The sequence below is a fragment of the Pedomonas mirosovicensis genome, from assembly GCF_022569295.1.
Lineage (GTDB): Bacteria > Pseudomonadota > Alphaproteobacteria > Sphingomonadales > Sphingomonadaceae > Pedomonas > Pedomonas mirosovicensis.
The window spans coordinates 821,477-844,110 of the sequence record NZ_JAKFIA010000001.1; the positions used below are offsets into that span (position 1 = coordinate 821,477).

The following is a 22,634-nucleotide window of genomic DNA, read 5'->3' on the forward strand; positions in this document are numbered from 1 at the left end:
CCCTCAGTTGCTGCCCGGGAACATCTGCGCATTGCCGGGCTGGTATCCAGCGCCCGGTGTCAGGAAGCGGCGGCGCTGCTCGCGGCCCTGTTCGGCCGCGGCCGACCGCTCGGCCTCGGCGAGCGCCTGGGCGCGGCCGTTGGCGGAGACGACGGCGGTGAGATCGGCGAGCTGCTGCGCCTGAAGGGCGAGGAGCTGGTTGCCGGCCTGCGTCGCCTGCAGGGCGCCGGTCGCGCCCTGGCTCTGACCGACCAGCGCCGACATCTGCGTCCTATTGGTGTCGATGTTGCCGACGACGCCGGCCTGGACGCGCATCGCGTCCTGGAGTCCCGAGACCGTATTGTTCCAGCGTTCCTTCGCCTGGGCGATGAGCTGCTGGTCGGAGGCGCTCATCGAGGCGCTTCCGGCCCCGTAATTGGTCTGGAACGCCCGGTCGATGTTCTGGACATTGTAGGCGATGCCCTGCGCCTGGCTGAGGAGTTGCTGGGTGCGCTGGACAGACTGCTGGAGCTGCTGAAGGGAGGAGAACGGCAGGCTCGTGAGGTTGCGCGCCTGATTGATCAGCATCTGCGCTTCGTTCTGTAGCGACGTGATCTGGTTGTTGATCTGCTGCAGGGCGCGGGTCGCCGACAGCAGATTCTGGGCGTAGTTGGTCGGATCGTAGACGATCCATTGGGCGGAGGCCGGCGCGATCAGCACCGGTGATATTGACAGCGGCGCGGCTAGAATGGCGGCGGCGAACGCCGCGCGGGGGACACGCAGTTTCATGGCTGGCTCTCCAGGTTGGGGAGGTTGGGAATGAGGTCGGCCGCCCAGTCGACACCGCGATGGCGCAGCCACGCCGCGAGGAAGCCCTCGCGCCCGTGCTCGACGACGATGCGGTCGATGGCGGCCTGGTCGGTCTTGGAGGACGCCGCGCAGAGCGCGAGCGCGACGTCGGCGAGGCCTAGCTCGAACAGCCGGTTGCCGCGGCGGCTCTGGCAGTAATAGTCCCGCTTGGGCATCGCCTGCGCGAGGATCTCGATCTGCCGGTCGTTGAGACCGAAGCGTCGGTAGATCGCGGTGATCTGCGGCTCGATCGCCCGCTCGTTCGGCAGCAGCAATCGCGTCTGGCAGCTCTCGATGATGGCCGGCGCGATCGCCGAGCCATCGATGTCGGAGAGCGACTGCGTGGCGAAGACGACGCTGGCGTTCTTCTTGCGCAGCGTCTTCAGCCACTCGCGGAGCTGGCCGGCAAAGCCTTCGTCGTCGAGGGCAAGCCAGCCTTCGTCGACGATGATCAGGGTCGGCTCGCCGTTCAGCCGGTCCTCGATGCGGTGGAAGAGATAGGAGAGCACCGCCGGGGCCGCGGCCGTCCCGATGAGCCCCTCGGTTTCGAAGGCCTGGACGGTGGCAACGCCGAGATGCTCGCTCTCGGCGTCGAGCAGCCGGCCATAGGGTCCGCCGACGCAATATGGCCGGAGCGCCTGCTTCAGGTCGTTCGACTGCAGGAGCACCGACAGGCCGGTCATGGTGCGCTCGGCCGCGGGCGCGCTCGCCAGCGAGGACAGCGCCGCCCAGATCAGCTCCTTGACCTCGGGCGTGACCTGAATGCTCTCGCGCATGAGGATGGCGACAATCCAGTCGGCGGCCCAGGCGCGTTCGGCCGCCTCATCGATCCGGGAGAGCGGCTGAAGCGCGACGCTGTCGGCCGAGCCCTCGGTAAGGCCGCCGCCGAGATCGTGCCAGTCGCCGCCCATGGCGATGGCGGCGGCGCGGATCGAGCCGCCGAAGTCGAAGGCGAAGACCTGCGCGCCGGCGTAGCGGCGAAACTGCAGCGCCATCAGCGCCAGCAGCACGGACTTGCCCGCGCCGGTCGGGCCGACCACCAGGGTGTGGCCGACGTCGCCGACGTGAATGGAGAACCGGAACGGGGTGGACCCTTCGGTCTTGCCGTACAGCAAGGGGGTGCACCAAAGTGCTCATCCCGTTCCGGCCCCGCCCACACGGCGCTCAGGGGAATCATGTGGGCGAGATTGAGCGTCGAGATCGGAGGCTGACGGACATTGGCGTAGACGTGACCCGGCAGCGAACCGAGCCACGCGTCGGCGGCATTGATCGTCTCAGGCATCGCGGTGAAATCGCGGCCCTGGATCACCTTCTCGACCAGACGAAGCTTTTCCGCCGCGACGCGGGGATCGTTGTCCCACACGGCAATGGTCGCGGTGACATAGGCCTGGCCGGCATAGTCGGCGCCGAGTTCCTGCAACGCCAGATCGGCGTCGGCGGCCTTGTTGGCGGCGTCGGTGTCGACCAGGGCGCTGGCCTCGTTGGTCATCGCCTCCTTGAGGATCGCGGCGATCGACTTGCGCTTGGCGAACCACTGCCGGCGGATCTTGGTCAGCAGCTTGGTCGCGTCGGTCTTGTCGAGCAGGATCGCCCGCGTCGACCAGCGATACGGAAAGGCGAGCCGGTTGAGATCGTCGAGGATGCCGGGGGTCGTCGCGGTCGGAAATCCGACGATCGTTAGGATGCGCAGATGCGCGTCGGCGAGGCGCGGCTCCAGCCCGCCGGTGAACGGCTGGTCGGAGATCAGCGCGTCGAGATACATCGGTGTCTCGGGAACGCGCAGCCGGTAGCGTTTCGTCGAGATGGTCGAGTGCAGATAGGTCAGCGTCTCGACGTCATCGAGCCACGCGCATTCCGGCATGAAGGCTTCGACGAGCTGCAGGATGCGGTCGGTGCGGTCGATGAAGCTGCGCAGAGCTTCCCACGCATCGACACCGCGCTCGGCCTTGCCCTCGTAGAGCCAGCTCTCGGCGCGGGCCGCATCCTCGGCCGGCGGCAGGAAGGTGAAGGTCAGGAAATAGCTCGACTCGTAATGGACGGCGTCCTCTTCAAAGTCGGCCTTGCGCTCGGCATCGACCATGGCCGAGGCAGCGTCGGGAAACCGGCTCGCCGGATAGGTGCCGACGGCATGGCGCTGAGCCTCAACGAAGATCGCCCAGCCGCTGCCGAGGCGGCGGAAGGCGCTGTTGAGGCGACCTGCGACGGCGACCAGCTCGGCCTGCACGGCGGAGTCTAGGTCGGGTCCGCGAAAGCGCGCGCTGCGTTGGAAGCTGCCGTCCTTGTTGAGGACGACGCCGGGGGCGACCAGCGCCGCCCAGGGCAGGAAGTCCGCGAGCCGGGTCGAGGTGCGGCGATATTCGGCGAGGTTCATCATGGCGCGCCTCAGACGTTCAGGTGACCGGGAATGCGGAGGTGCCGGCGGCCGACGTCGACGAATTGCGGGTCGCGCTTGGCCGCCCAGACGGCGGCGAAATGGCCGATGGCCCAGAGACCGAGGCCGACCAGCCAGAGGCGAAGACCGAGACCGAGAGCGGCGGCGAGCGTACCGTTGAGGATGGCGATGGCGCGAGGCGCACCGCCGAGCAGGATGTGCTCGGTGAGTGCGCGGTGAACGGGAACGCTGTAACCCGGCACGTCGCCTCCGTTGTCGGTGAGGCCCATCATCAGACGAGCGCTCCGCCGCCGAACGAGAAGAACGACAGGAAGAAGCTCGATGCCGCGAAGGCGATCGACAGGCCGAAGACGATCTGGATGAGACGGCGGAAACCGCCCGAGGTGTCGCCGAAGGCAAGCGTCAGGCCAGTGACGATGATGATGATCACCGCGATGATCTTGGCGACCGGCCCCTCGATGGATTCGAGGATCGATTGCAGCGGCGCTTCCCACGGCATCGAGGAGCCGGAAGCGTGGGCGGCCGGGGCCAGCAGGACACTGGCCAGGAGGACGGATGCGGCTGTCGCCATATGGCGACGAAAATGCAGGGCACGGCGGATCATGCGGGTTCTCCTTCGGCGGGCTGGGTTGCGGGGCGGACGTGGTAGTCGCCGTCGGGGCTGAGCCCTTCGATGCGACCGAGTTCGGCCAGGCGCCGGGTCGAGCCGCGGCCCGAGAGGACCGCGACAAGATCAATCGTCTCCGCGATCAGCGCGCGCGGGACAGTGATGACGGCTTCCTGGATGAGCTGCTCGAGGCGGCGGAGCGCGCCGAGCGCAGTGCCGGCATGGATGGTCCCGATCCCTCCGGGGTGGCCGGTGCCCCAGGCTTTGAGCAGGTCGAGCGCCTCGGCGCCGCGCACCTCGCCGATCGGGATGCGGTCGGGCCGCAGGCGCAGCGAGGAGCGGACCAGATCGGAAAGCGTGGCGACGCCGTCCTTGGTGCGCATGGCGACCAGGTTCGGCGCGGAACATTGCAGCTCGCGGGTGTCCTCGATCAGCACCACGCGGTCGGAGGTTTTCGACACCTCGGCGAGCAGCGCATTGGTGAGCGTCGTCTTGCCGGTCGAGGTGCCGCCGGCCACGAGGATGTTGCGGCGATCGGCGACGGCCTGGCGCAGGATCTCGGCCTGGTCGGCGGTCATGGTGCCGGCGACGACGTAGTCCTGCAGCGTGAAGACGGCGACGGCGGGCTTGCGGATCGCGAAGGCCGGCGCCGCCACGACCGGGGGCAGAAGCCCCTCGAACCGCTCCCCCGTTTCCGGCAGCTCGGCCGAGACGCGGGGATTGCCGGCATGGACCTCCGCGCCGACATGGTGGGCGACCAGGCGCACGATGCGCTCGCCGTCGGCGGCCGAGAGCCGCTCGCCCGTGTCCGACAATCCCTCGGAAAGACGGTCGACCCAGAGACGGCCGTCGGGGTTGAGCATCACCTCGACTACGCTGGCGTCTCCAAGGAAACCGGCGATGGCGGGGCCGAGAGCAGTCCGCAGCATGCGGGCGCCTCGAAGTATCGCCTCAGATTTCTCGGAAGTGGCGGCCACGTTGTCCCCGTTTTTTGCGGGACCGCGTCAGGCCGCCCCTGGATCGGGGATGATTAAGAGAACCGGAAATCGGCCCTCGGCAACAGGTCTCAGGGCGTAGTAGTAGCCTAGCGTGCAAAGACAGGTGGTCGGCGGGATCGGCGATTACTTGAGTTGCCGCAATCGCTGCTTATTGCGCGTCGCGCGCGGGATCGATGTCCTCGGAAATCTCCTGCCGCAGCTTCGGGCCTTTGGCGAGTCTGCGCCCCAACGCGGCGACGAAGGCGTCGTAGCGCTCACCGGCCTGAGCCCGGGCGGCGGCTTGCGCCGGCTCGGGCAAAGGCGGGTTGGTGGTCAGCCAGAAGCGCACGAAGACGGCGAGCATCTCGACGGCGATACCGACATCGCGCTCCATGCGTGTGATGCGCCGGTCGAGCTGGTCGAGGCGCTTGGTCGTCGCCGCTTCCTGGCGCTCGGCGGCATCCGGCGACAGGAAGGAAGCGATCGCCGCCTCGGCGATCAGCGAGCGGGATTGATCGCGCCTTGCCGCATAAGCGGCGAGCGCCTTCATCACGTCGGGTTCGAGATAGACCGACAGGCGTTGTTTCTTCGATGGATTGGCCATGGGCGCGTCACAGCTCCATGCCGTCGTTCGGATCGAGCGAGACCTGGCGCGCCACGCCCTGCATGATCTGGTTGGCGCGGCTGATCCGAGCCGTGTCGTCATCGGCCTCGTCATCGAGCCCAACTTCGAACTCGTTCTCGATCGGCGCCTTCTTCTCGACAGGCGCGGCGCGATCCAGCTCCGGCTGGTGACGCCGTTCCGATCCGGTCGGATCTTCGTCGCTGGCGTCCTCAACGATGGCCGTGCCTGCCGATACCACGCTGACCGGCCGGGCCGGAAGCGGCAGACGGCTCCAGTCGTCCATTCCCGGCTGCGACGGCCTACTGAGCGCCGGCGGCGCCATAATCCGATCCTTGAAGCGGCGATCCTCGTAATAGCGCGCCTTCTTGGCGCGGATCGGCGGTGTGCCTGCGACCATGACGATCTCATCGGCGGGCGGGAGCTGCATGATCTCGCCCGGGGTCAGCAGCGGCCTGGCCGTCTCTGAGCGGGACACCATCAGGTGGCCGAGCCAAGGCGAGAGACGATGGCCCGCATAGTTGCGCATGGCGCGCATCTCGGTCGCGGTGCCGAGCGCATCGGAGACGCGCTTGGCGGTCCGCTCGTCGTTGGTCGCGAAGCTGACGCGGACATGGCAGTTGTCGAGGATCGAATTGTTCGGGCCGTAAGCCTTCTCGATCTGGTTCAGCGACTGCGCGATCAGGAACGCCTTCAACCCATAGCCCGCCATGAAGGCGAGCGCGGATTCGAAGAAGTCGAGCCGGCCGAGTGCGGGGAACTCGTCGAGCATCAGCAGCAGCCGATGCCGGTTGCCCTTGGCGTTGAGATCCTCGGTCAGACGCCGGCCGATCTGGTTGAGGATGAGGCGAATGAGCGGCTTGGTCCGGGCAATGTCCGACGGCGGCACGACCAGGTAAAGGCTGGTCGGCTGGCGGGCACCGACGATATCGGCGATACGCCAGTCGCAGCGGCGCGTCACCTCGGCGACGACGGGATCGCGATAGAGGCCGAGGAAGGACATGGCGGTCGAGAGCACGCCGGAGCGTTCGTTGTCGGACTTGTTCAGCAGCTCGCGCGCGGCCGACGCGATCACCGGATGCGGTCCGCTCTCCCCGAGATGGGCGGTCTTCATCATCGCCGCCAAGGTGGCTTCGATCGGCCGCTTCGGATCGGAGAGAAAGGCGGCGACACCGGCGAGCGTCTTGTCCTCCTCGGCGTAGAGGACATGCAGGATCGCGCCGACCAGGAGCGCGTGGCTGGTCTTCTCCCAGTGGTTCCGCTTTTCGAGGCTGCCCTCCGGATCGACCAGGATGTTGGCGATGTTCTGCACATCGCGGACTTCCCATTCGCCGCGGCGCACCTCGAGCAACGGATTGTAGGCGGCCGACTTCGCATTGGTCGGGTCGAAGAGGAGCACGCGGCCATGGCGGGCGCGGAAGCCGGCGGTCAGCGTCCAGTTCTCGCCCTTGATGTCGTGGACGATCGCCGAGCCCGGCCAGGTCAGCAGCGACGGGACAACCAGGCCGACGCCCTTGCCGGAGCGGGTGGGCGCGAAGCACAGGACATGTTCAGGCCCATCGTGTCGGAGATAGGCGCGGTCATACTTGCCGAGCACCACGCCGTCCTCGCCGAGCAGGCCGGCGCCGCGCACCTCATCATCATGTGCCCAACGCGCCGACCCGAAGGTCTCGGCGTTCTTCGCCTCGCGGGCCCGCCAGACCGACATGCCGATCGCGACCGCGATCGAGATGAATCCGCCGGATGCGGCGATATAGGCGCCCTCGACGAAGATCGGCGGCGCGTAGGCGTCGTAGAAATACCACCACGGAAAGAAGGACCATGGATAGTAGATCGGCCAGTCGCCGAGCATGAACCATGGAGCTCCGAGCTGGGGCTGGAAGCCGAGCCGGTAGGCTGCCCACTCGGTGGCGGCCCAGGTGGTCAACAGGACGATGGCGAAGACGGTGAGGATCTGGCCCCAGAGGATCTTGGTGGCGGACATGGCGGGTCCTTTCGCTTGGGATGGTGGTCACAGGCCGAGCCCCCGCTGGCGGCCGAAGCTCCAGTCGACGCCGCCATCGCTTCGGGCGACGCCGGAGACGTGACGGCCGAGCTGCTTTTCGATTGATGGCGTCCAGGGCACGAGGCTAAAGCCGAGCCCGTCGTCGATCATGGCGAAGCGGCCGCTCGCAAGCGTCAGCCGTCGCTGATAGGTGCCGGTGACATATTCGCCGGATTCAGGTTTGACCTGCGGCCGTCCCATTTCGGCGGCGATGCGTTCGGCAACAGCGTCCAGCTCGCGACGCCGCAGCGTGTCGACCAGGCCGGGCTGGAAGCTGACGCCGCGCTTCTGGCGTTCGGCAAGGCCCTGGCCAACAAGATGCTCGGCCCGCCGGTCCATGGCGTCGCGCACCTCGGCCCCGAAGCCCCCGCCGAGCGCCGCCGGCTCGCGGGCGATATTCTGCCGGTCGAGCCAGGTCGCGCCGGTCGCGGTGACCTGCCGCTCGAGATCGAGATCGGACCGCACCGCGATCGCCACCCGGCGCTGGCCGCGCGCATCGTCGAATTTGCGAAGCTCGACGATTGAACCGGGCGCGCTGTCGCCGGCTGCTTCGAGGTCGGGAAGCTTGATGTGGTGGGTCCGGCCGTCGATGCCGTCGACGACGGCGAAGGCGGTGCCTTTCAGCTCGTCGTCGAGGCCGCGGGCGACCAGGCGGCCGACAACCGGATCGTTGAGGCTTTCGGACGCCAGCACATAGCTCGCCGCGCCGCGCTCGATGCCGCGCTCGGTCAGGCCGTGGTGGATGCGCTTGATGATGTCGCCGCGCTCGCCGAGCTCGCGCAGCGTCGCCTCGGCCTTGTCCGAGATGGACCATTGTCCAGGGCCGATCTCGTCGGCGAGCCCAAGGCCTTCGAGCTTGCGCAGCCGCCCGATCTTCAGGGCATGGAATTCGTCGGGCTGCCGATCGGGTCGCGGCGCGAGATCGATGACGCCGGTCCGATAGGCGTCGCGGGCGAGCTGGCGATCGAGGTTGGTCCAGCGGTCGGCGTCGACCTGGCGCTCCAGCGTCTGCCGGATCTCCTGATCGGTGCGCGGCCCCAGCTCCTGGGTGATCAGGTCGCGCGCCCGATCGCGCATGCCCTCCTTTATGTAGTCGCGCGAGATGACCAGGTTCTCGCCGTCGTCGCGCACGCCGCGCACGATAAGGTGGACATGCGGATGCTCGGTGTTCCAGTGATCGACCGCGACCCATTCGAGCCGCGTGCCGAGATCCTTCTCCATCTGGCCGACCAGCTCACGGGTGAAGCCCTTGAGGTCGGACATTTCCAGCGCGTCGTCCGGCGAGACGATGAAGCGGAAATGGTGGCGGTCGTCCTCGGACCGCTCCGCGAAATCCTTGGCGTCGACATTATCGCCGCCTGGACCGAACAGCCGGGCTTTCTCCCCGTCACGGGTGACGCCGTCGCGGCGCAGATAGTCGAGATGCGTCGAGAGCGGCGCTGACCGCCCGCCGTGGCGAACGACGCGCGCCTTGATGACCGCGCCGCGCGAGCGCGCGGTGATGAGGCGGTTCGCCTGGATCGAGGCGCGCTGGCCGCGCCCGAACCGGGACCGCGCGCCGGACCCGATCTTCCCTTGCCGGGAGACGCTGCCGCCCGCGCGCTGGGCGGCCGCCAGCGCCTGGGCGATGAAGGGCCGCGCCCGCTGCGCCCTGGTCGAGCGGATGCGGCCTGGCCGGATGCGGAATTCGTGGTCCTCGGTCATGCCCGACGCTCCGCACATCGCGCCAACGCGATGATTTTGCTTACGAATGCGCCGGTGCGCAGGCTGCGCCGATCAGGCGCACCTCGCGAAACCGCGCCATAACCCCTTGAAAAAGCACAACCGAACTGAAGCGCACATCGCGCCCCTTTATCCTGCCATCGTGCGGTTGTGTTTGCGGTCCTTCCTCCCAATGCCCTCCAATCTGCGCTGGGGTTCGCCATGCTGCGATGGACGGGCGAGACGGTCATCGCGGGCCTGCAGCCTCTCGCCGGGAGACGAACAGGCCGCCGGTCGGGTTCGCATCGGCGGCCGCATCGCGCGGTGGAGCCGCAGTCCCGCCGTCACGCGACTGTGCGTCCGCTTGCGCCGGACCTGCGCCCGGACCGCGTTCCGCAGCGCCGATGAAGAGCGGTGCGCGTGTCCAAGCCAGCGGGTCGGCGGCAGCCACTGTGACGACGATCAGAGGCGCTTCGCCGCCGACAAGGGGCGCGAGCTGAGCGACATAGGCGCGCGTCTCGGCCGGCAGCGGGCGGCCTTTCGCAAGGTATTCGTCGTAGCGGCCGGGCCCCGCATTATAGGCCGCGAGAAAGCCCGGTGCGCCGTAGCGATCGTAGAGTTCGCGCATATAGGCGGTGCCCGCGATGATGTTGTCGCGGGGATCGAATGGGTCGCTGCCGAGCCGATGGCGGGCGCGCAGATAGGCCCAGGTATCGGGCATGAGCTGCATCAGTCCCATCGCGCCCTTGGGCGAGACGGCGCGCACGTCGTTGGCGCTCTCGATACGCATGAGCGCGCGTATCCACGCGACCGGGATGCCGAACCGCTGCGACGCCTCCGCCACGAGGGCAGCGAACGGTGCGCTCGCCTCAGCCGGAACCGGCGGCACTGTCTGAGCCAGCACCGGCGACATTGGCGAAGCGGCGATAGGCAGGCCGGAAAGAAGAAGGAGGAGCAGCCGGTAGGCGGCACGGGACTTCCACGTGCCGCCCCGATGATGCTGCGATCGATGCGGGGTGCGCACCGATCAGTCCTCCTTGCACGGCTTGGCGGGCCGCGACCAGTGCAGGCGCCATGCGGCAGTGTCGTCGCCGGAACGGAAGAGATTGGCGCGCAGCGGACGCGAGAACAGCGGGCTGTCGAGCTGCACGGAGACATAGTCGCCGGCACGTTCGCCGACATGCTTCCAGCCGGCGCCGATCTCGATGCCGTCGTCCCCGCCGAGCAGGACACGGTAGTCCGGCGCGTTCTCGGCCTCGGACGGCTCGGCCGGAACGAAGGCGAGTTCGGCGTCGATGCCGAGCGCGGTGAGCTGCCCGGAATAGCCGGACTTGGTGCGGGTGAATTGGCCGATCTGTGTCATGGTCGTCTCCAATGAAAGAACACAAGGGGCAAAACGCCTTCAATCGGTGGCTTGTCCTTGGGTTCGGTTGGGTTTTGACCGGCGTATCGACCGATCGGCTAAATCCTTTGCTTCCGCTGGGCAGGTGTTTTCCCGCCCCTCGGTTCTTGAACCATTCTCCAATTCGTGACCTGATGCTTTGGCCTCGGTCACAGAATGGCGTTCGGCTCCCGGTTTCCCATTCTCCTTGACGAGCGCAGCCCAGACCTGCCGGGCTCGCTAAACGACCATCAGGACAACCGGGATATCGTCGACGCGCCCTGCCTGGTGGTGTCGGTGCCGCGCGGCTCGTAAGCGCGCTGGTCCCGCAGGATCTGGAAGGCGATCGTCAAAAGCTTGCGCGCAATCGCCACACGCGCCTTGTTGGTTCCTCTGAACTTCAGTTGCTCGTATTGGGCCCGAAGCTGCGCATCACTGGCGATCGCAGGGGCTACCGCTTCGACGAAGGCCCAGCGCAGCCACTTGTTGCCCTGCCTGATGATCTTGCCGTGGAAGGTCTTGCCGCCGGAGGAATAGGTCGAGGGTACCAGACCCGCATATGCGGCAAGCTTCTTCGGGTTGCGGAACCGCGCTATGTCGTCGATCTCCGCATCGATCAGCCTTGCAAAGAACTCGCCGATGCCAGGGATCGTCTTCAACAGCTTCACATTGCCATTGGCCCTGGTCATCACCCGGATCGTCGCTTCCGCCTGCTTGATGCGCTGATCGATGTCGCCGATGAAATCGAGGCCGCGGTCGATCTGGATGCGATCGATTTCCGAGAACTTCACCTGCGCCAGCTGGACGCGTCCGGCCTTACCGAACAGATCCCCAAGCTTCTTCAACTGCGCCGTCTGTTCCGGATACCGATCAAACACCGTCACGATCCGGTTCTTCGTCATCGTCCGCAGCCGCACGTAAAACATCCGCTCGCGTAGCGCGACGCGCAGTTCGCGGGCCCTGTCGGTCGGAGCCCAGGCTTGCGGTACAAGATCGGCGCGCAGCAGATGCGCCAGCACCGTCGCATCGATCTTGTCGGTCTTGATCTTGGCATCGGCAATCGCCTTAACCTTCAACGGATGGGCGAGAACGACATCATCACAAATGTCGTCGAGCCAGTCGTACATCACCATCCAGTTGCGGGTCGCCTCGACAACCGCATGGCTGTTCTGGCGGTAGCGCTCAAGGAAGCCGCCAAGCGACTGGCGGTCGTTCTTCACCCGACCGGATCTGAGCGTCTTGCCGGCCGAATCCTGCACCACCAGATGGCTATAGGATTTGTGGTAATCGACCCCGATGTGGTAATCATAGGAGGCAGTCATGCTTCCAACTCCCTTGTTGAGATCGTCGAAACCCCAACAGGATAAGCCGAAAGGCTGGAAGTGTGACTGTCCCTCGATCATCACCTGCATCTCAGTGATCCGTTCTCGCAGCGGACGTGGCATCTTTCATGCCATCTCCTTCGATTGAGGGTTGGAAGCGGCGGTTCATCGGGTCGGCGCGCGCCAGACGTAGCGGCCGTCGCCGTGCTCATCGGTCCAGAGCGGCGTCGCCCTGCCGATCACGTCGCTGGTCGGCAGCGGCCCGAAATAGCGGCCGTCGAGGCTGTCGCGGACCGACCAGTTCATCAGGAAAAGCTCGCCCTCCGCGATGCGGCGGCAGCCCTGCCAGGTTGGCAACGGGCGACCGAGATGGTCGCGGTCGAGCGCGTCGCCCATCGGCACGCCATCGACGGTGATGGCATGGTCGCGGCGGCAGACCTGTTGCCCAGGCACGCCCGCGACACGCTTCATCAAGGGTACGCCGCGGCCGATATAGCCGCGCTCGACCATGAAGGCGGCGAACGGTTCGGGCGCGCGCACGGCCACGAGATCGGTGACCTCGAAGCGGTCGGCCGGCGTGATGCTGTAAAGGCCGATCGGCGTGCTGGCCGACGCGTTCCAGATGAGCTTTGTCGGGAAGTCGACGAACGAGCCGGTCGCCGTCCCCATCACCGTGAAGTAGGTGACCATGACGTAGCCGAAGCGCCTCATGATCCGGCCTTCCGACGCAGGAGGAAGGCCTTGTGGTGCTGGGCCGTGTAGGCTCGCGGCTGTTCGCCGGCGCTCATCCGATTATGGACGTGCCGCCAATGATCGGGTGAGACCTCGCTTGGATCGATGCCGATCGCCTCGATCGCATCGATCATCTGCAGCACGCGCTCGACCTTGGGCCAGCCTTCGACCTTGAGCAGGATGTCGCCGCCGGGACGCACGAAGGGCACGGTCTGCTGCCGCTCGCCGGCACGGACGGTGCGCAGCACGTCGAGATGCGAGGCGATGGTGCCGTAGTCATTGGCGGTCCAGCGGACGAAGCCAAAGACACTGTTCGGCGCGAAGCGGAGTACGCGCCGGCGGCGGTCGAGGATCTGTTCGCCGACCTCGCGGCCGAACCTGATCCAGTTCTCGATCCGCTTCTCGATCCAGGTGAGTTCGACTTCGGTCAGGTCGCTTGGCGGCGGCGCGGCCGGTCTCGGTTCGCCGCGCGCATGGATGGCGGCGGCGCCGGTCATGTCGCGTCTCCAGTGCTTGAGGGGGAATTCGCGCGCGAGCAGCTCGCGCAGCATGTCGGCAACGGTGACGCCGCGCTGAAAGGCGGCGATCTTGATCCGGGCGCGCTGGTCCGGCGTGACGTCGATCGTCAGCCGTGCCGAGTAGATCGTGGCGTCGGGCACGCGCGGCGTGGGCGCGTCGGCGGCCCTGATCCAGGTCTCCGCGTCGCCCGGCCGGGTGGCGAAGCCGCGCTTTGGAGGCGTCGCGGTCATGGCACGACCCTCCCGATCTCGCTGACCAGCGCGGCGATCTCGCGGGCGGCGGCGCTGTCGCTGTCGAGTTCGCCGACAAGCCGACCAGTCTGCGCGGTATCGGCGAAGGCGACGCGCTGGCCGATCTTGGCGGAGAGCAGCGGCGGATCATGGTCGGCCAGCGTCTCGACGGTCTCGCGGGCGATGACGGTGCGCGCGGCGCAGCGATTGAGGACGAAGCGCGCCACGAGCTGCGGCCGGTAGATGCGGGCTTCGCCGAGCAGCGACAGCATCTCGGCCGACGCCCAGCCGTCGAAGGGCGACGGCTGCACGGGGATCAGTACCAGGTCGGCGGCGAGCAGCGCCGAGCGCATCAGCCCGGCGACGCGCGGCGGTCCGTCGATGACGACGTGATCAACGTCGCGAGCGATCTCCGGCGCCTCGCGGTGCAGCGTGTCGCGCGCCAGGCCGACGACACCGAAGAGCCGAGGCAGACTTTCGCGGGCCCGCTGCTGCGACCAGTCGAGCGCCGAACCTTGCGGATCGGCGTCGATCAGCGTGACACGCTGGCCGCGCTGAGCCCATTCGCCGGCGAGATGAAGCGCGATCGTCGTTTTGCCGACGCCGCCTTTCTGGTTGAGCAGCGCGACGATCATGACGGTCTCCCGGCGATGGAGGACTCGTCCACACGCGGCGAAAATGCGGTTCGCGTTAGAAAGATTCCGAAGGAATCTAGGTTAGATAAGTTACGGGGCTCGCAAGTTGCTGATTCAACGAGCGGATTCGACGATTCCGGTCCCCGATAGCACGAGGATCGGGTCCCCGATGGCACGATGGGTCCGGTCCCCGATAGCACGAGACGATTCACAGCTTATCCCCAGGGCGCTTGGTCGAGCATCGGCGCTGGTGCGGGATGCCGAGCGCGTTCGGATCGATGGGTTTGAAGGAGAGGATTTCGGGACCGCCGAGGCACTGCTCGATGGTCAGGCGATAGCCCGGCAGCGGCTGCCGGCGGACGATGTCCCGCAGGTCGTAGGCGAAATGCTTGAGTGGCGAGAGCGAGCCCGACTTGGCGTGGAGATGCGGAAAATCGAAGCTCCAGCCGAACTCTTGGCGGCCGCCATGCTTGCGGACGAGGCGATAGAGCCAGCGCTCCAGGCCACCGGTCAGGCCGAAATAATCGCGGTCGATGGTCAGCACGAGCGCGTCGTCGAGGACGGCGGCATAGAACCAATCCGGCACGATCAGCTCGAGACCGAGCGGCCGGCCTCTTCCGTCGGCGCGCTCCCTCCACTCGTTGATCCAGGAGAAGCGATGCAGCCGCCGCTCGGTCGGCTGGCGGATCGATGTCGCCACTGTCGTCGACTGGAGCCGGTCGAGCGCGGCCTTCAATCGGTCATAATCGCGCAAGGAAACGCCGCGACCGATGAACTGCAGAATCTCGTAAGGTGTCGTCGCCATCAGGCGCGAGGGCCGCAGGCCGTGATCGCGCGCCTCGACGATTTGGGAGGCGGCCCAGATCAGCACGTCTGCGTCCCAGATGGTGGCCATGCCGTGCTCAGGGACGGCTTCGACGCGGATGACTATGGAGCCGGCCTTGAAGTTAATCGGCGCCAGTCGCTTCGACTTGCCGAGCGCGAAGAACGGGTACGCCATCAGGTCCTGCGCGTCGCGCGGTGCCAGATCGCCGGGCAACGCCCGGAAGAGATCGAGTTGCTCGCGTTCGCTGCTGTGATGGCGCGCTGACATCCGCTGGTCGCTCAGCGCTGCGGCGCAGAGTTGCCTGCCGTGCCGGTGGTTTGGTGACGCTTCGCAGGCAGGACGGTGTTGGCGTCGGCGGTCGAGTTCTTGGTGCCGCGATTGGCCCAAGCCTGCAGGTCGGCGATCGAATAGACGACGCGCCCGCCAAGCTTTTTAAAGGCCGGGCCGGTGCCATAGGTGCGATGCTTTTCCAGCGTGCGGCCCGACAGGCCGAGGAAGCGCGCGGCCTCCGGCGTGCGCAAAAAGCGTGGGGGAGCGTGGAGTGTCGCACTTTCGGCCATGATCGAAGCTCCGTGTGGTGCTGGCGGGCTGCCGGCTGTCGGCGGCGGTTCCAGCGCACGGTCGTTCGCTCGGGCGCGATCCACGATGTCGAAGATTTGCGGGAATAATCGACACCCCTTGCGGGCATCGGTGCGGCTAGGGTTTGCGCGGCCGTTTAAGGAGGTCGCGATAGCCGCCATGGACGAGCTTCATGCCGTCACGGGCGAGACGGATGGTCGTCTCGCGGAGCGCGTCGCCTGCCCAGGACGCCGCCTCGATGTGATGCTTCGGAAAGAGCGCGGTTGCGATGGCGCGATAGCTTTCCTGTTCGAGCCGGGCATCGACCGCGCGCAGCATCTGGCGCAGGCGCTGCCGCCGCTGCGGCGTCACGCGTGGATCCGGCGCCGCCGGCGGTGCGCGCAGGCCGCGCCAATAGCGGGCGAGAGCCTCCAGGCGATCTGGTGTGGCCTCGTCGAGCAGCACGATTGCAGCAGCCGGTGGCTGCGCACTGCCCAGGCCGAGACTGCGCGCGCGCATCACCTCGTCGCCGACGCGGATGCGCGTGTCGGCGACGTCTTGGGACGTGGACGTCGCTATCCCGTCAGCAGCAGGTACAGGTGCAAGCCAGGCCGGGAGCGCCTGCAGGATCAGCATCCACGGATCGGCCATCGGCGACCAGGCTGCGTTCGCGCTGGGTGCCGGAAGGGCGGGGTCGGCCGCGAAAGGATAACCCCCATTTGGCCGAGAGAGCTGCTGCAGCCTGGCCTTCTCCAAGACCTCTTTGCTTAAGTCGGTTGTAGTCTTGCTGATACTCGGGATTGCGCCTCAGAAATTCCCAGGCCAAGTCCGGAGCGTCCAATTCGTTTACATAGTCGTAGGCGGTTGAGATCCGCCATGTGCCTTGCTCGGGCATCCTTGGCCTCCCGCTGCGTCGCTCGACGCGAGAACTGCAAGCCGAAACGATTCTCGGTTGAGCGGCAATTTGGGAAGCCCGAAGGGTCGCGCGGGTGATGCAATATATGCATCACCGAGGGCTAAAAGGTTAATGAAAGCTGGATCGTATGAGGTCGCGAAAGCCGTTGTCGGTCATCCAATGCGCCCGGGCCAGATGATTTTGATATACAGCTTCCGCGCGCAATTGATCGGTCTGCGGATCGATGCCGAAAATGATCTTTGTCACTTCTTCCCAAGGCGCGCCTTCACTTTCCGCGTCGAGCAGGCGCAGGTAGGTCGCGAGATGTGCGCGGTCATAGTCGGTGAGCCGCGCATCCGTCGGTGGCTGGTCTAGAAAGTCGGATTTACCGCTCATAGTTAACCTTTTCCCCACCGCGTCATATCCGAAACGGTGGGAGTTTGCACGACGGCCATAGCGTAGAAATGACGGCGCAATGCGGCAATGTTGAGCTTAGGCGCGCCGCGCAGGCCGCTGGCGATGTTGCCTGACAATCATCACTCCTTCGCCCTGATCGGAGTTGAGGAAGACGATGCCGTTCTCCTCAAGCGCTCGGCGGACCTGGTCGCGCGTCGACTCGTGCACGGCGAGCCCGTTCTCGGACTCGACGCGTTTCAGAGCAGTCAGCGATACCAGGGCCTTGTCAGCGAGCGTCTCCTGATTCCAACCAAGTAACGCGCGGGCGGCCCGTGACTGTCGGGCGGTGATCATGCATGACCACCTCCTACAGTCCGGACTCCGCACGCCACGAAAACGACTATAATAGTCGTCCTTGTATGGTTTGGCGAGCCGAAAGCCGCTCTTCCGCCGGATACCGGTGACCTCACCGGGCGAACTGATTCGGTCGCCCTGAATTCCGAAGGCCCCGGCCTTCCGGCTGGGGCCTCGCGCGGGGCCTCAGTCGCCGCGCCGCCCGTTGGGACGGGACCAGATCAGTGAGAAGGTGTCGCCGTCCTCGTCATCGAAGAGGTTGGCGTAGATCGGGGCGTTGAAGCTCGGATCGTCGAGCTTGAGGCCCAGATAGTCGCGGCCCTCGTTGGAGCGCTTGGACCAGGCGGCGCCGATCTCGGCGCGGCCGACCAGGACCCGGTGGCTGGGGGCGTTCTCGCCGGTGGCGCGCTGATCGGGGACGATGCGCACGTTCTTGGCCTGGACGCTGAGGGTGACGATTTCGCCGGTGAACTCGTTCGAGCCGGTCTTCTTGAAGGTGCCGATGGTCGCCATTGTAAGTCTCCGTTTTCCGTTCCCGAGCCCGCACCATTGCGGCCTCGATGGCGATCGACAGGCCGGAGGCGATCGACGGCGCACCCCGAAGGGGCCTGACAGCTAAGGAGGGCTTTCTTGTCCCGCGAGGAAGGACGGCTTGAGCCGGCAGGGGAAGAAAGTTTGACGCGGCTGTTGCGTCATAGGCGATCGAGGCACAGCCGGCCTTCGGCCAGATCAGGCCATTGAAGAGGCCGTTTGGAGCGGTCGAGGCACGGTCAGGTAACGGAGAAGATGGCGGCCATCCCGCAACGGCAAACCGGCGTCATGGCGGGCTCACCGGCTTCGTCTCCTACCGACAGGCCGACCCTGCTGCATCCCGGCCTCCCACCGCCACCACGGAGATCGCAGCGCCCGATGTCCGACGCGCGCCAAGACACGGCTCTGCTCCCGCAGGGCTCCAACGAGGACCGCCTTTCCGGACCGGCGTCGATCCGCGTCGCACACGCCCATCGTTCCGATATGAGACGACGGGAGCGACCACGGTCACGGCTGCCTTGATCCTCCTGACGGCGATGACGAAGATCAAGCCCGTGCAAGATCCCGGCCGGACGGGGCAGGAGCCGCCGCCATCCCAGCGACCCGTACGAAGGCGGTGATACCGACCGCGACCGCGCCGATGACGGAGAACGTGATCTGCCAGGCGTCGGACGGCATGAGGTGCTTCACGATGCCATGGGTGGCATGGAAGCCGGCGAGCGCCGCCGGCGTGACGAAGGCTGCGGCCACGATCAGCTTCAGCCACATCGGCCGGACGAAAGTGATGAGGAGACGGCCGGCCGCGAGCGTGATCGCCGCCGCGACGGCGCCGACCAGGATGGCCCCGGGGATGCCGGCGCCCGTGCCGTGCGCCCAGGCGCCCGCGGTCACGCCGACGAACGCCGGAAGCGCGAAGACTGCCAGCGTGAACAGCAGCCAGCAAAGCAGGCCTATCGCTGCGAGGGATGCAAGTATTGCGAGGATGATCATGGTGGTGGCCTCCGCATGGACAAGGTCTGACGGTCGCGCCTTCCACCACCACCACGGCGCTGCTGAACTATAGCGCAAGAGCGCGCGTGCCGGGAGCGGAAATCGGCGTCGATTTCCGCACCAGCGACATGGTCGACCCGGTCAGGGGGCGAAGGGGTCGATCTCATGGACGATGGCGGCGGTGTCGCCGTCATATTCGCTGGCGGGTGTTACCGACAGCGTGCCGTCGCCGGCCTGGAAGATGATGATGGCGGCCATCAGCGTGGTGGCGAGGCTGAAGGCGAAGGCATGGGCGTCATTGAGGGACATCGATCCGGGTCCTGTTCGCGCGGAGGACCATCCCCCGCTGACAGGCGCCCGAAGAGTCGGGCTGAGCGCTGCAATCACCGCGAAGGCGCAGTCGGAGCGGCGGCATGCTCGCATAGCCGACCCTTTACGGGTTGATGGCGACAAGCGATCAGTCAGACCAAGGATCAGCGCGGATAAGCGGGGGTGCGCCGTCACGCCACGGAGACGGTTTGGATCCGAGGGCTTGCAGCTATCGACCGGACGTCTGAGGCTCGCATCCGGCCGGCAATCTGTGGCAAAGTAGACAGCATGCGACTCGATGCATTTGTCAGGCGCCATGCAAGTAGTCCGCCAAATCGGCGGTTGCGGCCATTTATCTGAAATCGCGCCCGGGATTTGTAACTCAGGCGCAGGGGAGTCTCCCGAGTGCCTGGATTTACTAAGCGCCATACTAAACGCGACTACGGTCGGGCATTTCCCGCCAGCCACTACAACGACCCTCGCGGTGGTCGACCGTCAGCCCTTGAGCGCAACATCCTGCGCTATCGCGCTATTGAGGCCGCTCTGTATCTTTTCTATGCCGACGAAGTCCGCACATTCCTGCTGACAGACGTCTATCGTGCGGCCGTCCGTCAGCCCGGCCAGTCGATGTGGGAACAGCCCGAGCAGCGGCGACTACAAGGAGTGTTCACCGGGCTTTTGCGTGATGCGGAGAGCCAGAAGAAGATCCGCCAGGAAGATGTAGAGGCGCTTCGCCGCGCATTTGAATACGATCGCCAGCAAGGCAAGAAGCTGAAAACAGCCTTTGCTTTCGCCATCACGGCCGGCCTGTTCACGGAGGCCGAAGCCTCCGATCTTCAAGATCTGCTCGAATATCGAAACGACATCGCGCATCGGATTCACTTGGTGATGTCTGATATCAGTCGGAACGTGTGGACTAGCGACCATCTCACATACACCGCGCCCACTTACAAAGGCGACGCATTGGAACGCCTCCGCGTGTACCGGCGTTCGCTGTGGGAGCGCGCGCGTGGTCAGCTCATACTAACGCTTTCCATGGACAGCATGCTGTTCGAGCTTGCAGAGCATGTCTTCGAGCAGGACCTGCGGCGCCTGGACCGGATTATCGCTAAGCAAATCGCCCAGGACGAAGAGCGCGTCACGGCGATCAATGCGGAACTTGATTTGCGAGGCGCGGAATTAGTAGGTGATCTTGCGCCACGATTTCCTGCCAATCATCGGCCCAGCCGCAGCTATGGCGACGACTACATTCCCGCAAGCGGCCATCTCACAAAACGCGGCGTTGAGATCTGCTACCGTCTTTTCGACCTCGGTAAGAGCCCGATTGCGGTTGCCTACCTTATGGGGATAACTTTGCGTTCGGCAGAACGGCGCCAGCGAAGCTGGATCAAAGCTGGCGGGCTTCGGCGCGTTCGCTCCGATGTCGAGCGCTATGATCTGCGGTCGCTCCAGCGACTGCCATCGGGCTAGGCGGCGCTCACGCGCCGCCGAACTTCCAGACCGGGATGCCGAGCTTCTTGGCTTTGTCGGCAAGGTTGTCGTGAATACCGGTGCCGGGGAAGTGCATCACGCCTTTGGGCACGATCTCCAGTATTTCGTCGTTGCGCTTGAACGGCGCTGCGCGGCCGTGCTTCGTCCAGTCGGGCGCGAAGCCGATCTGCGGGACGTTGCGGTTCTTCGCCCAGAGCGAGGCGATTTTCTCGGCGCCTTTCGGCGACTTGCCGTGGATCAGCACCATGTCGGGATGCTTCTCGTGGACCTGGTCGAGCTTGGCCCAGATCAGCCGATGGTCGTCATAGTCGAGCCCGCCGGTGACGACGATCTTCGGGCCGGGAGGAAGGAGCACCTCCTGGTCGGCACGCTTCTTCGCCATCAGGAAATCGCGGCTGTCGATCATCGCCGAGGTCAGGTTGCGATGGTTGACCTTCGATCCGCTGCGGGGGAGCCAGGGCTTGCCGACGTGGCGTTCGTAGTGCTCGGCGGCCTGGTCGCGCATCAGTTCGAAGGCGTTCTGCCGTTCGATCAGCGTCATGCCCTCGGCGATCAGGCGCTCCAGTTCGACGGACTTCACCTCGCTGCCGTCCTGTTCACGCTGCGCCCGCTTCTGGGCCTGCTCGTTGTCGTCCAGTTCCCGGCCGATCCGGTCGGTGGCGCGATGGAAGACATTGACAGTCGACCACAGGAGATCGTCGAGATCGGGTTCGAGGCGCGTGTCCTCCAGGGTGCCGATCAGGGCGTCGAAGATGTCGGCGACGGCGCCTGCGACCTGGTTGCCGTCGGGCAGAAGCCGCTGGTCGGGCTCTTCGGCGAAGGGACGGTAGCCATGGAGTTGCAGTTCGTTGAGGACATGGTCGGTGGGTGAGGATTCGTGGTGCGGTTCGTAGTCGTCGTGATCGCGCATGAGATGCTCCGTCGGTTGGACCGCGAACCGTCGCGGCCTTCATGGCGACGAAGCCCACGGGCCGGACGGCCGGGCACCCGGAGCGCAAGCGTAGGGCCCGATGGCTAAGGCCGGCTATTTTGCCTCGCGATGGAAAGCGGCCTTCAGGCCGCGCCGGAAAATAGTCGGCCGCCGCCATTGCCCGGCTGGCCGGCTTGTGGGCCGATCGCCCTCTCGAAGGCCGAGGCGCGGTCCCCATCCGATGGATTGACGTATCCGCCGAGCACGGCGGCGACCCCGCAGATCCGTCCTCCTGCCTGCTATGCCGCCAGCGCCATGAAGCGGGCGACGTCCTGCGGCGCGACCTGCGACCGGGCCTCCACGCGCAGTGCGTTCAGGCCGAGGGTGCGCAGATCCTCGTTGAAGTCGCCCAGGTTCGGCGAGATGACGATCGCCTCGATCCCGGCAGCGCTCGCTCGTTCGATGAGGATGTCGCGCGCGCCGTCACCGGCTGGATCGTTGTCGCGGACGATGTAGAGCCGCTGCAGCGTGTCGGGGAACAGAATGGCGGCGAGATGGGCCGCCGAGAGCGCCGCCAGCATCGGCATGTCGGGAAGGACCTGCCGGAGCGACAGGACGGTCTCGATGCCTTCGCCGGCCGCCATCACATCGCTTGCCGTTCCGAAGCGCACGGCGTTGCCGAGAAGATCGCCCATTGCCCGCCTCGGCGTGTCGATCGGCGCCTTGTCGCGGCGGCGGGGATCGAGCCAGGTGCGATGCGCCCCGGTGATCTTGCCGTCGAGGTTGGTGACTTCAGCGATCATCGCCGGCCAGGTTTCGGTCGGCGAATGCTCGTCGGGGAGATAGTAGCAGCGCGGGTGGAAATGCAGGCTTCCGGTTCCGCGTAAATCCGTAATGCCGCGTTCCCGTAAATACCCCTCTACGAGCGTGCCGTAGATCGGCTGGGACATGCGAACGAGGCGGCGCGCCGCTTCGGGCGAGCCATGCGGCGCCGGGCTCTGCCGCTTGTATTCATGCGGTTCCGGCTCCGGTGGCGGCATGCTGAGGAACGTCCGGGCCTCGTCGGCGACGTCCTTGAAGTCGACCAGGCCGCAGCTTTCCCGGATGACGTCGAGAAGATCGCCATGTTCGCCCGTCGCCGCGTCGGTCCATTTGCCGGCTGGACCCTTCGGCGAGTCCTTCAGCCGGATGTACATCGAGCGGCCCGGAGTGTTGCGGACGTCGCCCACCAGCCAGTAGCCGCCTTCGCGGCGACCGCTGGAGAGATAGTGCCGGCACACCGCCTCGGTACGATCGGCGAGACGGCGTGCAAGATCATGCGGATTTTGCGCCATGGTCGTTTCCCATGCGAAAAGGCCCGCCGTCGCCGGCGGGCCAATCTCGC

Annotated in this window: 24 protein-coding genes and 3 pseudogenes; 1 reads left to right on the plus strand and 26 read right to left on the minus strand. The window is 66.1% G+C overall.

The annotated features are described in order from the left end of the window. Positions 1 to 3 precede the first annotated feature (3 nt). The 24 genes and pseudogenes from trbJ to L0C21_RS03980 form a co-directional block, all read right to left on the minus strand. The gene (gene trbJ, locus L0C21_RS03875) at positions 4 to 768 is read right to left on the minus strand and encodes a P-type conjugative transfer protein TrbJ (RefSeq protein WP_259277109.1); all 765 of its coding nucleotides are present in this window, start codon (positions 766 to 768) and stop codon (positions 4 to 6) included. Continuing rightward, positions 765 to 3,202: pseudogene (gene trbE / locus L0C21_RS03880) on the minus strand (conjugal transfer protein TrbE). Before trbE ends, trbJ begins: the two are co-directional and overlap by 4 nt. Positions 3,203 to 3,210: 8 nt before the next feature. Further along, positions 3,211 to 3,492 (minus strand): VirB3 family type IV secretion system protein, encoded by a 282-nt coding sequence (locus L0C21_RS03885; protein WP_259277110.1) that lies wholly within the window; start codon positions 3,490 to 3,492, stop codon positions 3,211 to 3,213. Beyond that, on the minus strand, positions 3,492 to 3,791 hold the full coding sequence (locus tag L0C21_RS03890) for a TrbC/VirB2 family type IV secretion system protein (protein WP_445557830.1): 300 nt from the start codon (positions 3,789 to 3,791) through the stop codon (positions 3,492 to 3,494). Before L0C21_RS03890 ends, L0C21_RS03885 begins: the two co-directional genes overlap by 1 nt. Before the next feature lie 29 nt (positions 3,792 to 3,820). Further along, entirely contained in the window at positions 3,821 to 4,756 is a 936-nt protein-coding gene (trbB, locus tag L0C21_RS03895; RefSeq protein ID WP_374940217.1) for a P-type conjugative transfer ATPase TrbB, read from the minus strand. Positions 4,757 to 4,973: 217 nt separating this feature from the next. Next, complete coding sequence (locus L0C21_RS03900) at positions 4,974 to 5,408, minus strand: ribbon-helix-helix protein, CopG family (RefSeq protein ID WP_259277113.1); 435 nt, start codon at positions 5,406 to 5,408, stop codon at positions 4,974 to 4,976. Positions 5,409 to 5,415: 7 nt separating this feature from the next. Further along, positions 5,416 to 7,410 carry a conjugal transfer protein TraG gene (locus L0C21_RS03905; RefSeq protein WP_259277114.1) on the minus strand — a complete coding sequence of 665 codons (1,995 nt, stop codon included), beginning with the start codon at positions 7,408 to 7,410 and terminating at the stop codon, positions 5,416 to 5,418. Positions 7,411 to 7,437: 27 nt separating this feature from the next. Then, positions 7,438 to 9,174 (minus strand): relaxase/mobilization nuclease domain-containing protein, encoded by a 1,737-nt coding sequence (locus tag L0C21_RS03910; RefSeq protein WP_259277115.1) that lies wholly within the window; start codon positions 9,172 to 9,174, stop codon positions 7,438 to 7,440. A 244-nt stretch (positions 9,175 to 9,418) separates the two neighbouring features. After that, a complete protein-coding gene (locus tag L0C21_RS03915) occupies positions 9,419 to 10,084 on the minus strand; it encodes a lytic transglycosylase domain-containing protein (protein WP_259278810.1) in 666 nt (221 codons plus the stop codon). A 114-nt stretch (positions 10,085 to 10,198) separates the two neighbouring features. Further along, a complete protein-coding gene (locus L0C21_RS03920; RefSeq protein WP_259277116.1) occupies positions 10,199 to 10,534 on the minus strand; it encodes a DUF736 domain-containing protein in 336 nt (111 codons plus the stop codon). A gap of 269 nt (positions 10,535 to 10,803) precedes the next feature. After that, a complete protein-coding gene (locus L0C21_RS03925; protein WP_259277117.1) occupies positions 10,804 to 11,964 on the minus strand; it encodes an IS110 family RNA-guided transposase in 1,161 nt (386 codons plus the stop codon). A gap of 75 nt (positions 11,965 to 12,039) precedes the next feature. After that, entirely contained in the window at positions 12,040 to 12,585 is a 546-nt protein-coding gene (locus tag L0C21_RS03930) for a S26 family signal peptidase (protein ID WP_259277118.1), read from the minus strand. Continuing rightward, positions 12,582 to 13,103 (minus strand): DUF2840 domain-containing protein, encoded by a 522-nt coding sequence (locus L0C21_RS03935; RefSeq protein WP_259278811.1) that lies wholly within the window; start codon positions 13,101 to 13,103, stop codon positions 12,582 to 12,584. The genes L0C21_RS03930 and L0C21_RS03935 overlap by 4 nt, the downstream gene beginning before the upstream one ends. A gap of 21 nt (positions 13,104 to 13,124) precedes the next feature. After that, positions 13,125 to 13,355 (minus strand): annotated as a pseudogene (locus L0C21_RS17080) (ribbon-helix-helix protein); the annotation flags it as partial. Continuing rightward, a complete protein-coding gene (gene parA / locus L0C21_RS03940; protein ID WP_259277119.1) occupies positions 13,352 to 13,990 on the minus strand; it encodes a ParA family partition ATPase in 639 nt (212 codons plus the stop codon). The gene parA and the pseudogene L0C21_RS17080, both read right to left, overlap by 4 nt. 208 nt (positions 13,991 to 14,198) lie before the next feature. Next, complete coding sequence (locus L0C21_RS03945; RefSeq protein ID WP_259277120.1) at positions 14,199 to 15,083, minus strand: replication initiator protein A; 885 nt, start codon at positions 15,081 to 15,083, stop codon at positions 14,199 to 14,201. Between the two features lie 11 nt (positions 15,084 to 15,094). Further along, complete coding sequence (locus L0C21_RS03950; RefSeq protein ID WP_259277121.1) at positions 15,095 to 15,376, minus strand: helix-turn-helix transcriptional regulator; 282 nt, start codon at positions 15,374 to 15,376, stop codon at positions 15,095 to 15,097. A 136-nt stretch (positions 15,377 to 15,512) separates the two neighbouring features. Next, a complete protein-coding gene (locus tag L0C21_RS03955; RefSeq protein WP_259277122.1) occupies positions 15,513 to 16,130 on the minus strand; it encodes a DUF2285 domain-containing protein in 618 nt (205 codons plus the stop codon). 4 nt (positions 16,131 to 16,134) lie between these two features. Beyond that, a pseudogene (locus L0C21_RS16830) lies at positions 16,135 to 16,269 on the minus strand (transcriptional regulator domain-containing protein); the annotation flags it as partial. A gap of 129 nt (positions 16,270 to 16,398) precedes the next feature. Next, positions 16,399 to 16,665, minus strand: coding sequence for a DNA -binding domain-containing protein (locus L0C21_RS03960; RefSeq protein ID WP_259277123.1), 267 nt, complete (start codon positions 16,663 to 16,665; stop codon positions 16,399 to 16,401). A 96-nt stretch (positions 16,666 to 16,761) separates the two neighbouring features. Further along, entirely contained in the window at positions 16,762 to 17,019 is a 258-nt protein-coding gene (locus L0C21_RS03965; RefSeq protein ID WP_259277124.1) for a helix-turn-helix domain-containing protein, read from the minus strand. A gap of 186 nt (positions 17,020 to 17,205) precedes the next feature. Beyond that, complete coding sequence (locus tag L0C21_RS03970) at positions 17,206 to 17,532, minus strand: DUF736 domain-containing protein (protein ID WP_259277125.1); 327 nt, start codon at positions 17,530 to 17,532, stop codon at positions 17,206 to 17,208. A gap of 564 nt (positions 17,533 to 18,096) precedes the next feature. Then, positions 18,097 to 18,540 carry a hypothetical protein gene (locus L0C21_RS03975; protein WP_259277126.1) on the minus strand — a complete coding sequence of 148 codons (444 nt, stop codon included), beginning with the start codon at positions 18,538 to 18,540 and terminating at the stop codon, positions 18,097 to 18,099. A gap of 141 nt (positions 18,541 to 18,681) precedes the next feature. Further along, the gene (locus L0C21_RS03980) at positions 18,682 to 18,849 is read right to left on the minus strand and encodes a hypothetical protein (protein ID WP_008125146.1); all 168 of its coding nucleotides are present in this window, start codon (positions 18,847 to 18,849) and stop codon (positions 18,682 to 18,684) included. 405 nt (positions 18,850 to 19,254) lie between these two features. Here L0C21_RS03980 and L0C21_RS03985 point away from each other — a divergent pair, with 405 nt between their 5' ends. Beyond that, a complete protein-coding gene (locus L0C21_RS03985) occupies positions 19,255 to 20,319 on the plus strand; it encodes a hypothetical protein (RefSeq protein WP_259277127.1) in 1,065 nt (354 codons plus the stop codon). A 7-nt stretch (positions 20,320 to 20,326) separates the two neighbouring features. Here L0C21_RS03985 and L0C21_RS03990 read toward each other — a convergent pair whose 3' ends face one another. Next, complete coding sequence (locus L0C21_RS03990) at positions 20,327 to 21,250, minus strand: DUF2493 domain-containing protein (protein ID WP_259277128.1); 924 nt, start codon at positions 21,248 to 21,250, stop codon at positions 20,327 to 20,329. 299 nt (positions 21,251 to 21,549) lie between these two features. Then, positions 21,550 to 22,584, minus strand: a complete 1,035-nt coding sequence (locus tag L0C21_RS03995) for a DUF7146 domain-containing protein (protein WP_259277129.1) — start codon at positions 22,582 to 22,584, stop codon at positions 21,550 to 21,552. Between the last annotated feature and the right edge of the window lie 50 nt (positions 22,585 to 22,634).